We start from the raw sequence: 12066 nt of genomic DNA on the forward strand, positions 1-12066 counted from the left end.
TCCATCTAATGCATTGCCCGCCCTTATGCCGGGTTTGACGTTGTGTCTGGCTGGATGCGCTGGCAGACGTCAGTCCATGAACACCGAATGGCTGTCGACTCTCGACGAGGACAGCGGCTGATGCTGCCAGCCTACCATTCCCGCCAGCCGTTGCGCGGCCACACGTACCGTTTCGGCGATGACCGCCTCCTGCGCCGACTCCTTGTTCATCGCCAGCATCGAGATCGAGATTGCCGCCTGCGGACGTCCTTCACGGTCAAGCACGGGGGCCGCGATGCAGCGAAGGCCGAGGACGCTCTCCTCATCATCGCGGGCATAGCCACGCTCGCGGGTGGTGCGCAGGTGCCGCATCAGGCGATCACGGTCGACGATAGTATTCACCGTCGGCTGAGCATAAGGCGCCGGACCCAGTATTTCGTCGCAGCGCGATTCCCACGACCACGCCAATATTGCCTTGCCGGCCGCTGTAGAATGGGCCGGGAGCCGCTCGCCCCACCGCCCGCGCGTTCCCAGAGGGCCGTCGGCCTCAAGCCGTTCGATATAGACAATGTCAGACCGATCGAGGATGGCGAGATTGGCGGTCTGGCCAAGTTCGACGGAAATCTTTCGCAGCACGATCCGGGCGGATTCGCTGAGCCCGTTCTGCCGCACATAGCTGCTGCCGACCTCGAAGGCACCGATCGCGGTTCGGTAAAGCCCCGTTTCGACATCCTTCTCGACGAAATGGTGCACGCGCAGCGTTTCCAGCAGCCGCAGCGCCGTGCTCGGCGACATGCCGGCCTCGCGGCTGATGTCGATCAGCGAGCGGCCGCCGCCCTTCGCCACGAGCGTCAGCAGTATCAGCCCGCGTTCGAGTGTGCGCGTCAGAGCCGGCTTTTCGCCAGCTTCGTCTCCAGCGGCGATTACCTGTGCCTTAGGCGGCCTACCCATTCCAGAACTTCCCTCGCGATCATTTCCTCGCTGCCAGTGCACAGATAAGTTGTGCCCGGCAATACCTTTGTGCTCACCAGCGGGCTGGATGTCAGGTTCTGCGCCATTGACTCCAGCAGCCCGTTCACATCGCGCCCAAGCTTCACTTCATCCTCGCCGAACCAGGCGAGCACCGGCACCCGAATTTTGGTGAGCGCCGGCGGCCGCTGACCGTCGCCATAGAGATCGCGATGCAGCCGCTCGCGCGCGACCAGGACCTGAGCGCTGACCGTACTTGATACCACGCCGGGCCGGGTGCCCCAAGGCAGCAGGTCCATGCCGTGGCCCTCAGCGACCATGGCTTCCGCGCGGGCGTGGAATTCCGGCTTGACCATGTCGCGCACGATGGAGGCGCAGGAGACCAGCACCACGCCCCGCACCGCCGGCTCGTGGCGCTCGGAGAGGTGATAGATGATCTTCGAGCCGCCGAAGCCGTGCCCTGCCAGGACCAGATTGGCATAGCCCTCGGAGGCGGCGAAACGCAGCCATCCGTCGAGATCGGCCGTGCATTCGTGCATCAGTTCCCAGCCGGACCCGGCCAGCTTGGCCTCCGAACGCCCGCGCATCCAGACCCCGAAATCCTGCCCTCGGGTGTTCATGCTCAGGAATGCCACCTTCTGCGACGCCACCTGGCGACCGATCTCGACATATTCCGGCTCGCAGAAGCGCAGATGGATGCCGTGGACCCAGATGACCAGCGTCGACGCCTTCTTGCGACCGGCGGGCTCGAACAATGCGCCTGCCAGCGTGTAGCCGTCCGTCGACTCCGTGAAGACCAGACGTTCGGTGCAGGTGGTGCGGTCAGAGGATTTAGCTGTCATATTTCACCAGATGAAATGCATTTTCATTAGTTGACACGTTAGAATTCCTCCGTCAATCTCATCGCAACAACAAACACTATCGGGAGGCATAGGGATGAGAATCATTTCGTCAGCCTCCCGCCACGGGAGGCCTTTGCGTGAAGATCATCAAAGCGGAAATTACCTATTATCGTTGGCCGCGCCCCCAGCCGATCACCAATGGACTGCACACCTACACCGACGTCACGCTCGGCGTGGTGAAGCTGCATACTGACGAGGGTGTCACCGGAATCGGCATTTCCGGCGCCAAGCCGGGCGAGAAGGAACTCATCGCCACCTTCTGCGAACAGATCATCGGCATGAACCCGTTCATGAGCGAGGCGATCTGGAAGAAGCTCTGGAACCCCAAGATTTCCGGCCGTCGCGGCATGGAAACCCGTGCGCTCTCAGCCATCGACTTCGCGCTGTGGGACATCAAGGCGAAGGTCGCGAACCTGCCGCTTTATGTGCTGCTTGGCGGCGCCCGCGAGCGCATTCCGACCTATGTCACCGGCGGCTACTACACGCCCGGCAAGGGGTTGGACGGGCTGGGCGAGGAAATGGCCGGCTACGTCTCCCGCGGTGCCCGCGCGGTCAAGATGAAGGTGGGCGCCCTGTCCCCGCGCGACGACGCCGCCCGTGTGAAGCTGGTGCGCGAGGCCATCGGCCCCGACGTCAAGCTGATGGTCGATGCCAATTGCGCCTATACCTATTACGACGCCATCAGCTTCGGCCGTTTCGTCGCCGATTACGACGTGTTCTGGTTCGAGGAACCTGTTCAGCCCGATGATTATGAGGGCATGAAGAAGATTGCCGCGGCGGTGCCGGTGACGCTGGCGTCGGGCGAGAACGAATATACCAAGCATGGCTTCCGCGACCTCATCGCCACACAGGCCGTCGGCATCCTCCAGCCGGATGCCCGCTACACTGGCGGCATCACCGAGTTCATGAAGATCGCGGCGCTGGCGCAGGCTCATGGCCTGGACATCTGTCCCCATGGCGACCAGCAGACCCATCTGCATCTTCTCGCCGCGATCCCGAATGGCCTGATGATCGAGTTCTACCCGAAGGAATTCGATCCGATGTGGGGGCGCGTCTATCTCAATACGCCGGACATCAACGATGACGGCACGGTGACCGTACCGGGCGTGCCCGGGAATGGCTGCGAGCCCAACGAAAAGGAGCTCCAGAAGTACAAGGTCGCGTGAGCGATCCCGCACAAAGCCCCGTTCAATGAGGGCATATTGGGAGGAAACAATGAAGCATCTGAGTGCCGCCTGCCTTGCCGCATGTCTCGCGCTGTCGCCGTTCGCGGCAGCCAACGCCGCGCCGCCTTCATACTATCCCGCGGACTATTCCAGCATCGTCGAAGCGTCGAAAAACGAAACCGGCCTGACGGTCTATTCGAACATCGCGCTGTTCAACTGGGACCCGATCCTTGCGGCCTTCAAGGAAGAATATCCCTGGATCAAGGTCGAGCCGACCGACCTGAACGCCAATGAGGTGTTTGAGCGCTTTTATGCGGACCAGGGCGCGAAAACCAAGTCCGCCGATATCCTGCTTTCCGCCGCGCCTCTCGCCTGGCTGGAGCTGTTGCCGAAGGACATGATCGAGCCCTACAAGTCGCCGGAAATCGGGCATGTGCCGGACTGGTCCGTGCCCAATCCCGGCATCTATACCGTCTCCACCGATCCGTTCGTGATCGCCTATAACAAGCTGATGCTGCCGCAGGCCGACTGGCCGGACTCGATGAAGAAGATCGTCGACGTCACCACCAGCCGGCCCGCCGAGTTCAATCGCCGGCTGGGCACCTATTCGCCGACGGCGAGCGCGTTCACTCAGGCCATTTACTGGGGCATCATTAGCCTGAAGGGCGAGACCGCATTCGAATGGTTCGACAAGATTGGACCGATGACGGACACCTACCGCACGGCCGGCCCGATCGTCGAGAAGATCACCTCGGGCGAATACGTCATCGGCTATCTGGTTTCCTCGCAGGCCGTTCTCGGGCTGTTCAAGGATCCAAACCGCGAAAAGCTGATTGGCTGGGCGCTGCCCAAGGACGGCACCGTGGTCAACATGCGCAACATGGCGATCACCAAGAGCGCGAAAAGCCCGAACTCGGCGAAGCTGCTGGTCGACTTCATCCTCTCGCAGAAGGGCCAGACGGCCGTCGGCAAGGGCGGACTTGTCAGCTATCGCGGCGACGTCACCGATCCTGCGGCCATGCCCGGCGGGCTGAGCTATGACCGGATCGTCAGCCAGGTCGGCGCCGACAATGTGGCCCGTGTCACGCTGGACCCTGCCATGATGTCGGGCCTGCCCAAAATCGCCGGACGGCTCGACGCCGCCTTCCAGAAGAAGTGATCACTCGCGGGGAAGACGGGGCCGATGCGCCCGGTCTTCCCCGCAGGAGACCGGGATATGGCCTTCCTCAACATCCGTTTCGCGACGGCGGCCTTTTGCGTTGCGCTTTTTCTCTTCCTTATCTCGCCAGTTATTCCGATCGTCTATCAGGCGTTTCTGGACAAACCGATCTACGATGCCAGCGCGGCCTTCGGGCTCGGCAATTTCGGACGCCTGCTGTCGGACCGGGACTTTTTGGTCGCAACTGAGAACACCTTCTACTTCGCCGGCCTTTCCTCGGTCATTTCCATCGTGCTGGGTCTCTCGCTCAGCCTGATCTTCGAGCGGCTCAACATACCACTGCGCAAGACGCTGCGGCTGGTGTTCCTGGCGCCGATCTTCATCTCGCCGCTGATCCTCTCCTTCGCCTGGTCGATGCTTTACGGGCCGGGCGGCTATTTCTCGCTGTTCCTGCGCGCTAATTTCGGCTTCGGCCTGCCGAACCTCTATTCGCTGGGCGGCATGAGCCTGATCGCCGGCATCTCGCAGGCGCCGATCAGCTACTTGTTCTTCGCCGCTGCGGCCGCGAATATTCCCCATGATTTCGAACGCGCGGCGCGCACCGCGGGCGCCGGGCCGCTAACCACGATCCGCACCGTCGTCATCCCGCTGCTGAAACCCGCCATTCTCTCCTGCGTTGTGCTTAACTTCATGCTGGTGGTGGATTTGCTGGCGGTGCCGCTGATCATCGGCGAGCCCGCGCGCATTCAGGTGCTGGCGACCTACCTCTATACCAAGGGCCTCATTTCGGCTCAGGTCGACTATGGCATCGTCGCGGCGGCAGCCGTGTTCATGATCATCATTGTCCAGCTTATGGTCTGGATGCAGACGCGCTGGCTGGGAGATACCCGCCGCTATGTAACGGTGGGCGGACGCGCCGCGAAGACCGATCGGGTCAGCATCGGATCGAGAGGGTGGATGCTGACTGGCATCATCGGACTGTTCGTCGTGATGACCTCGATCGTGCCGACCGCCTTTCTGGTGCTGCGTTCGTTCTCCAGCCTGCTCTCGCCGCTCCTGCCGATCAGCGACGTGCTGACCCTGGAGAATTACGGGGTGATCTTCGGCCGCGAGCAATATGTGCGCAGCATCTACAACACCATGATCATCGCGTCGCTCGGCGGGTTTGCGGCTCTGGTCCTGACCTTCGTCGCGGCGGTGTTCGCGTATCGCACCCTGCCGTTCGCGCGCACCTTGATTGAACAGGTCGCGGTCATCCCGCGTGCTGTGCCGGGCCTCGTGGTCGGCCTCGGCTTCTTCTACGCCGTCATTCTGATGCCGGGCGGTGACGTGCTGCGGCAGACCATCATCATCCTGATGATCGCCTTCACCATTCGCTACTTCCCAACGGGTTTCAACGCGATGACGCCTGCCTTCCTGCAGATCGGCGGCGATCTCGATCGCGCGGTCCGGGTGTCGGGTGGCTCGCGCTGGGCCGCGGTGCGGGATGTAACGCTGCCACTGACCAAGTCCGCCCTTGTCGGCGCTTTCATGTTGTATTTTGTGCAGTTCTTCAAAGAGTACTCGGCCGCTTCGTTCCTGTTCAGTCCGGGAACCGAAGTGATCGGCACGACAATGCTTCAGCTCAATCTGGTCGGCCATCTCGGAAGCCTGGCGGCACTTGCCGTCATCCAGCTTGCGATCACGGTGCCGCTGGCCGTCGTCATCTATTCACGCGGGTAGCTCAATGAGTGCGATGATCACACTGAACGGTGTCACCAAGAGCTACGGCCCGGTGAACGTCCTCAATCCCATCAGCCTCAGCATCGAAGAGGGGTCTTTCACAGCGCTCCTCGGCTCCAGCGGCTGCGGCAAGACCACATTGCTCAATCTGATCGCCGGGCTCGACAAGCCGAGCGCGGGCGAGATCAGCATTGGCGGATCACGGGTGTATTCGTCGTCCGGCGGCGTGGATGTGCCGGCCGAGCGCCGCAATGTCGGCTATGTGTTCCAGTCCTACGCGCTGTGGCCGCATATGCGGGTGCTCGACAATATTGCCTATCCGCTGAAGTTGCGGGGCATGGGCCGCACCGAGCGCCATGCGGCGGCGCGGGAGATGCTCGCCCGGCTCGACTTGATCCCGCTGGCCGAGCGCTATCCGTTCGAACTGTCCGGCGGACAGCAGCAGCGTGTGGCGATCGCACGTGCGCTGGTGTTCCAACCGAAGGTTCTGCTGTTGGACGAGCCGCTCTCGGCGCTTGACGTGCAACTGCGCGAACGGGCACGCAGCTGGCTGGCCAAGCTGCAGGCGGAGCTGAAGCTCACGACGGTCATCGTCACGCATGACCATGTTGAGGCGCTGTCGCTCAGCGACCGGGTCATCCTGCTGCGCAATGGCGATGTCGAGCAGGACGGATCGGCGAACGAGGTCTACGACGCCCCGCGCACCGCCTATGCTGCGGATTTCGTCGGCGGTGCCAATGCATTCGACGCCGTGGTGGAGTCGGTCGACAAAGCCGGCGGGCGTGTCGGGATCCGTCTCGACACCGGAGATCGCCTCGTTCTGGAAGGGCGGCTCATGGAAGCCGGTACCAAGGCGCGCATCGCTATCCGCCCGCGGAAACTTCAGGTGGTGGATTCACAGGCCTCCGCTCTCCAGGGGTCGCTGCTTCTGCCGTTCGAGGTCAGCGCCACTCTGTTCCAGGGCAATGACTGGGAGGTCGTCGGCACGACGCCGCTTGGTGAGATGCGTGCCGTGACGCCACGGGCACCGAAACAGGGCGCCCCGCTTTTCGTCGGCATTCATCCCGAAGACTGCCGGCTGCTGTTGTCCTGACCCGCATCATGGCACCGACCGGCGGCGGGCAAGTCCCGTCCGCATCCGCGAAGGAGACGACGATGAACCATGAAACCGTCTCGCTGCGGGAGCGGGTGAAGCTGCCCCCGGACCCGGCGCTGGTCGAGGCCTATTACAAGCCGGCGATCTCGTATGGCGCGAAATACCTGTTCCCGGAAGAGATGCGGATCCACGTCGCCCATGGCCTGATGCTCGCGCGGCAGGCCATCGTCTCCCCCAGTGACATGGTGGCGATCTTGAAGGTGGTGGCCGAGCTTCAGGCCGCCGGGCCCGAGGCGCTCGATATCGACTATCTGCAGGAGGATCTCTACTCCTATTCGGAGCGCTACATCGTCAGCCGGCTCGGAGCCGATGTCGGCGGGCGCCTTCACACCGCCCGCAGCCGTAACGATCTTAATGTGACGGCCTGGCGCATGGTGCTGCGCCGCCGCCTGCTTGCCGTGGCAGAGGCGGTTTCCGGCCTGCGCGAGACCTGCCTGACACTGGCGGATACCCATGCCGACACCATCATGCCCGGCTATACGCACACCCAGCATGCGCAGCCCATGTCGCTCGGCTACTACTTCCTCGCCTATGCCGACGTGCTGGAACGCGACGCCGCGCGGCTGGCCGGCGCGCTCGACCGCTGCGACCGCTGCCCGCTCGGCGCCGGGGCGCTGACCACTACGGCTTTCCCCATTGATCGCGACTACACCGCCGAACTGCTCGGCTTCCCCCGGCTGGTGGAGGTCGCCTATGACGCCGTCTCCGCGCGCGACGATGCCCATGAGACGGTTTCCGCACTGGCGATCATGATGACCGGCCTGTCGCGCGTGGCGACCGACCTACAGGAATGGAACACGCTTGAATATGGCTTCATCGAGCTAAGCGACGCGTTCTCAAGCGTCAGCTCGATCATGCCGCAGAAGAAAAATCCGCAGGGATTGGAGCATATCAAGGCGGCGGCGGCCTATGTCACCGGCGCGCTGACCACTGTGCTCGCCAGCAGCAAGAACACGCATTTCGCGGATGTGAATGACGGCGTCACGGCGCTCAATGCCAGCACGATCGACGCCGTCGACCGCACCATGCTGGCCGTGGCCGTCGCCAGAGGCGTGTTCGAGACCTTTGCCGCGCGCCCCGACATCATGCTGCACTCAGCCGAGATAGGCTTTGGCACGGCAACCGAGCTTGCCGACATTATCGTACGCGAGACCGGCCTGTCGTTCCGAAAGGCCCACAACATCGTCGGATGGGTGGTGCGCGAGGCGCTGGAGAACAAGCGCACCGCGCTTTCACTCACCGCCGGCGACATCACGCGAGCCAGCCAGGCGCTCTTCAACGTGCCGTGCGACCTCTCTGAGGAAACCGTTCGCCGCGCGCTGAACCCGCGCGACAACGTGCTCGCCCGCACCGTCCAGGGTGGCCCTGCGCCCGCCAATGTTCGGGAGATGGTGTCGCGCCGACGCACGGGGCTGGCCGCGGAGAACCAGAGAATTCGTTTCGTCCGGCAGCGCCTCGACGACGCAGATCAACGGCTTGCGGACGCGGTTCTACAGCTTGGCTAATCCAGCCGCGACGCCGACGCCCATCGGTTTTCCAGCTTCGAGCCGCCACCCCAATGAATAGCGGCTGGTTCAGCGCACACAGGCGAGGCGCTTCCGAGACAGAGATCATAAGTAGAAAATTCCATCCGGACCAAAAAGCCGGGAGCACGTCACTACGGCGAAGCGCACGATCCTTCCGACAGGAATGTTCCGCCGAGGGTTCTCGTCCAGCGCCGTGATGATGCGATCAAGCTCATCCTGCGTCGGCCGGCGATCCCGCTCCTTGCCTTTCCCGATTAGGCCGAGCCGCTTCAGGGCGATGCGCGCGAGATCGAGGGGTTCGGTCGAGAGGGTCACGCCGTGGACCGCGGCAGCGTGGGAAAGCACGGTCTTGATGTATCCGAAGTCCATGCTCACCGTGACCGGGCCAGCCCCTTCCTTCGCGCGGTCCTTGCCGTATTTGATAAGGCGCTCGCGGTCGAGCTCGCCGATCTTCAAAGTGCCGAGCGCCTCGTTGATGGCGGTGAGGCAGAAGTCCTTGGAACGGCCGATCCTGATCCCCACCTCGGCCATGTCCTGGCGGTGGAGCGCGACGAGATCACGGAAGCGTTTCGCGTCACGCGACCTGCGCGTGACGGCGGATTCCTGGCGATCGATGCGACGCTCCATGTCGAGCGCCCATTCCTCGGCATCCTTGCGGCGCAGGCATGTCTCGCCGACGTACCGCCGCTTCCGGCGGATTGGTCTCTCCAAAAGCCGGCTTTTAGTTTAGTGAAGTGGTTAATCCGTGTGTGCGCCGAGCGCACTCACGCGTCGAAGAATCGGAAAATGGGGCCTATCGTGGCAAAAAGCGCGTATACACGACGCGGCTCAGATCCCTGAAAATACAAATAATGTATAAAAATCAATCGTTTAGGTTTGCCGTGGCACCTATGATGGACTGGACGGATCGGCATTGCCGCTCCTTCCATCGGGTCCTCACGCGCCATGCGCTGCTCTATACCGAGATGGTCACCGCCAATGCCGTGATCTTTGGCGACCGCGACCGGCTGATCGGCTTCTCCGACACCGAGCAGCCGGTGGCGGTGCAACTCGGCGGATCGGATCCGGGCGCGCTGGCGCAGGCTGCGGCCATCTGTGCCGAGCGGGGCTATGTCGAGATCAACCTCAATGTCGGCTGTCCGTCCGACCGGGTACAGGGGGGCAATTTCGGCGCCTGCCTGATGCGTGATCCCGCGCTGGTCGCTTCCTGCGTGGGGGCGATGAAAGAGGCCGTGTCGATTCCGGTCACCGTCAAATGCCGCATCGGCGTCGACGAGCAGGATCCCGAAATCGCACTCGATGCACTGGCCGATGCGGTGCTGGCGGCGGGGGCGGACACGCTCACCGTCCATGCCCGCAAGGCATGGCTGGAGGGCCTGTCGCCGAAGGAGAACCGGGACATTCCCCCGCTCGACTATGATCGCGTCTACCGGCTGAAGGCGCGCCTGCCGCAGGTGCCGGTAATCCTCAATGGCGGCATCGGTTCACTGGAGGACGCGCGCGCCCATATGGCGCATGTCGACGGCGTGATGCTCGGCCGTGCCGCCTATCACGAGCCTGAACTGCTGCTCGGCGTTGACGCAGCGTTCTTCGGAGAGGAGCCGCCTCATGCCGACGCCTTCGCGGCGGTGGAGGCGTTCGAACCTTACGTGGCGAGCCATGTCGCGGCGGGCGGACGGCTGCATGACGTCACGCGGCACATGCTGGGTCTGTTCACCGGACGGCCGGGCGCGCGGGCGTTTCGGCGCCGGCTGGCGATCGAGGGCGTGCGGCCGGGCGCGGGGCTTGACGTGCTGCGCGCGGCGGTGGACGAGGTGCGGCAGGCCGAGCGCCGGCGCGAACAGGTCGCGTGAGCGGACCGGGCCGGGGATAGTGATATGCTGGGCGGGCTTGATCTGAGCGGGATACCCCTTGAACAGGCCCTGTGGCTGTCCGGCGCCCTCATCGGCGCGGGATTGGCCACCGGCATTCTCGCTGGCCTGTTCGGTATCGGCGGCGGCGCGATCCTGGTTCCCGTGCTGTACGAGGTGTTCGGCGCCATCGGCATCGGCGAGGTCGAGCGCATGCACCTGTCAGTCGGTACCGCGCTGGCGATCATCGTGCCCACCGCGCTCCGGGCCTATTTCGCCCACCGCACCCGCACCAAGACTAATGGCGAGATCGTGCGCCGATGGGCGGCGCCGATCGTGATCGGCGTGATCACGGGCAGCTCGCTGGCAGCGATTTCGCCGGACCGGGTGCTGCAGGTCGCCTTCGTCGCTTTCGCGGCACTGATGTCGTCGCGGCTGCTGTTCGGCGGCGACCGTTGGGTGCTCGGCGACACGCTGCCTGGCCGGCTGGCGATGAACCTCTATGGCTTCGGCATCGGCGTGGTCGCTCCGCTGATCGGTATCAGCGGCGGCGGCATCGCAACCGTGGTGCTGACGCTCTATAAGGTGCCGATCCACACCGCGATCGCCACCTCGGTCGGGCTTGGCGCGCTGATCGCGGTGCCGGGTACCATCGGCTACATCATCTCGGGCCTGCCGCATCTGGCGCAGCTTCCCCCGCTGTCGCTCGGCTATGTCTCGCTGCCCGGCGCGCTGATCGTTGGCGGCTTCGCGACGCTCGCTGCCCCGCTTGGCGCGCGGCTCGCCCATGCCTTTACCCGCCGCCAGCTCGAAGTCGGGTTCGGCTTGTATCTGCTGATCGTCGGGCTGCGCTTTGTGGTGGTGCTAGCGGGCTTCTGAGGTTGGCTAGTCCGGGATTTCCGTGTCCGGCGTGCGCCAGGACAGATGCTGGCCGCCATCGACCGCGATCATCTGGCCGGTGACACTGGAGGCATGCGCCAGATAGAGCACGGCGTCCGCCACCTCCTGCGCCGAAGGGCCGCGACCGAGCGGCATCATCGCGCCTTGCCGTGCGAAATCCTCCGCGCTCTGGCGGACATTGGCGAAGGTGGGCCCCGGCGCCACCGCATTGACCCGCACCCGCGGCGCCAGCGCCTGGGCGAGCAGGCGGGTCTGGGTCCAGAGCCCGTTCTTGGTGAGGCTGTAGGAAAGATACAGCGGCGTCGGCTTCAACACGCGCTGGTCGACGATGTTGATCACCGCGCCCTGCGCCCCTGTCGGCAACTGGGCCGCGAGCGCGCGGGCCAGAAAGGTCGGGGCTCGCAGATTCACCGCGAAATGGCGGTCCCACAGTGCGGTGTCGAGGTCCTCCACCGCGTCCGGGTGGAATTCAGAGGCGTTGTTGACCAGCAGCGTGACCGGGCCGAGCGCAGCGGCAGCCGGCACCAGCGCTTCGACCGCCGTCGGATCCGCCAATTCGGCGGGCAGCACGACGCAACGTGCGCCCAAGGCCTCGATCTCTGCGCACGCTTCGGCGTCGCTGGGGCGTGGATGGCGCACATGGATGGCGACATTGTAGCCAGCCTGGGCGAGGGCATGGCTGATGACGCGTCCGATGCGAACCGCGCCGCCGGTGACGAGGGCGACCGGGCGGGTGG

Annotated in this window: 11 protein-coding genes and 1 pseudogene; 8 read left to right on the top strand and 4 right to left on the bottom strand. The window is 64.1% G+C overall.

Going from position 1 to position 12066, the window contains the following annotated elements; genetic code table 11:
- Positions 1 to 69: 69 nt before the first annotated feature.
- A complete protein-coding gene (locus VRZ77_RS02285) occupies positions 70 to 930 on the bottom strand; it encodes an IclR family transcriptional regulator (protein ID WP_414591108.1) in 861 nt (286 codons plus the stop codon).
- Positions 903 to 1790 carry an alpha/beta hydrolase gene (locus VRZ77_RS02290; protein WP_414591089.1) on the bottom strand — a complete coding sequence of 296 codons (888 nt, stop codon included), beginning with the start codon at positions 1788 to 1790 and terminating at the stop codon, positions 903 to 905. The genes VRZ77_RS02285 and VRZ77_RS02290 overlap by 28 nt, the downstream gene beginning before the upstream one ends.
- A gap of 137 nt (positions 1791 to 1927) precedes the next feature.
- Here VRZ77_RS02290 and VRZ77_RS02295 point away from each other — a divergent pair, with 137 nt between their 5' ends.
- The 6 genes and pseudogenes from VRZ77_RS02295 to argH all read left to right on the top strand — a co-directional run bounded on the left by VRZ77_RS02295 (position 1928) and on the right by argH (position 8558).
- Positions 1928 to 3016, top strand: a complete 1089-nt coding sequence (locus tag VRZ77_RS02295; protein ID WP_414591090.1) for a mandelate racemase/muconate lactonizing enzyme family protein — start codon at positions 1928 to 1930, stop codon at positions 3014 to 3016.
- Between the two features lie 49 nt (positions 3017 to 3065).
- Positions 3066 to 4175 (top strand): ABC transporter substrate-binding protein, encoded by a 1110-nt coding sequence (locus VRZ77_RS02300; RefSeq protein WP_414591091.1) that lies wholly within the window; start codon positions 3066 to 3068, stop codon positions 4173 to 4175.
- A gap of 57 nt (positions 4176 to 4232) precedes the next feature.
- A complete protein-coding gene (locus VRZ77_RS02305; protein WP_414591092.1) occupies positions 4233 to 5897 on the top strand; it encodes an ABC transporter permease in 1665 nt (554 codons plus the stop codon).
- Positions 5898 to 5988: 91 nt separating this feature from the next.
- Positions 5989 to 6345 (top strand): annotated as a pseudogene (locus VRZ77_RS02310) (ABC transporter ATP-binding protein); the annotation flags it as partial.
- Between the two features lie 387 nt (positions 6346 to 6732).
- The gene (locus VRZ77_RS02315; RefSeq protein ID WP_414591109.1) at positions 6733 to 6990 is read left to right on the top strand and encodes a TOBE domain-containing protein; all 258 of its coding nucleotides are present in this window, start codon (positions 6733 to 6735) and stop codon (positions 6988 to 6990) included.
- A gap of 62 nt (positions 6991 to 7052) precedes the next feature.
- Complete coding sequence (gene argH, locus VRZ77_RS02320) at positions 7053 to 8558, top strand: argininosuccinate lyase (RefSeq protein WP_414591093.1); 1506 nt, start codon at positions 7053 to 7055, stop codon at positions 8556 to 8558.
- A 105-nt stretch (positions 8559 to 8663) separates the two neighbouring features.
- Here argH and VRZ77_RS02325 read toward each other — a convergent pair whose 3' ends face one another.
- Positions 8664 to 9206: a hypothetical protein gene (locus tag VRZ77_RS02325; RefSeq protein WP_414591094.1), complete on the bottom strand. Its 543-nt coding sequence runs from the start codon at positions 9204 to 9206 to the stop codon at positions 8664 to 8666.
- A 224-nt stretch (positions 9207 to 9430) separates the two neighbouring features.
- Here VRZ77_RS02325 and dusA point away from each other — a divergent pair, with 224 nt between their 5' ends.
- On the top strand, positions 9431 to 10432 hold the full coding sequence (gene dusA / locus VRZ77_RS02330) for a tRNA dihydrouridine(20/20a) synthase DusA (RefSeq protein WP_414591095.1): 1002 nt from the start codon (positions 9431 to 9433) through the stop codon (positions 10430 to 10432).
- A gap of 24 nt (positions 10433 to 10456) precedes the next feature.
- On the top strand, positions 10457 to 11308 hold the full coding sequence (locus VRZ77_RS02335) for a sulfite exporter TauE/SafE family protein (protein ID WP_414591096.1): 852 nt from the start codon (positions 10457 to 10459) through the stop codon (positions 11306 to 11308).
- Positions 11309 to 11314: 6 nt separating this feature from the next.
- Here VRZ77_RS02335 and VRZ77_RS02340 read toward each other — a convergent pair.
- The coding region (locus VRZ77_RS02340; RefSeq protein ID WP_414591097.1) for an SDR family oxidoreductase at positions 11315 to 12066 on the bottom strand (752 nt) is incomplete at its 5' end.

The sequence above is a fragment of the Ancylobacter sp. G4_0304 genome (genome assembly GCF_047501495.1).
Taxonomy (GTDB): Bacteria; Pseudomonadota; Alphaproteobacteria; order Rhizobiales; family Xanthobacteraceae; genus Ancylobacter.

Bases quoted from the DNA above. Each gene is read 5' to 3' on its own strand.
- VRZ77_RS02285 (WP_414591108.1), bottom strand. From the start codon at position 930: ATGGGTAGGCCGCCTAAGGCACAGGTAATCGCCGCTGGAGACGAAGCT.
- VRZ77_RS02290 (WP_414591089.1), bottom strand. From the start codon at position 1,790: ATGACAGCTAAATCCTCTGACCGCACCACCTGCACCGAACGTCTGGTC.
- VRZ77_RS02300 (WP_414591091.1), top strand. From the start codon at position 3,066: ATGAAGCATCTGAGTGCCGCCTGCCTTGCCGCATGTCTCGCGCTGTCG.
- VRZ77_RS02305 (WP_414591092.1), top strand. From the start codon at position 4,233: ATGGCCTTCCTCAACATCCGTTTCGCGACGGCGGCCTTTTGCGTTGCG.
- VRZ77_RS02315 (WP_414591109.1), top strand. From the start codon at position 6,733: ATGGAAGCCGGTACCAAGGCGCGCATCGCTATCCGCCCGCGGAAACTT.
- argH (WP_414591093.1), top strand. From the start codon at position 7,053: ATGAACCATGAAACCGTCTCGCTGCGGGAGCGGGTGAAGCTGCCCCCG.
- VRZ77_RS02325 (WP_414591094.1), bottom strand. From the start codon at position 9,206: ATGGAGCGTCGCATCGATCGCCAGGAATCCGCCGTCACGCGCAGGTCG.
- dusA (WP_414591095.1), top strand. From the start codon at position 9,431: ATGTATAAAAATCAATCGTTTAGGTTTGCCGTGGCACCTATGATGGAC.
- VRZ77_RS02335 (WP_414591096.1), top strand. From the start codon at position 10,457: ATGCTGGGCGGGCTTGATCTGAGCGGGATACCCCTTGAACAGGCCCTG.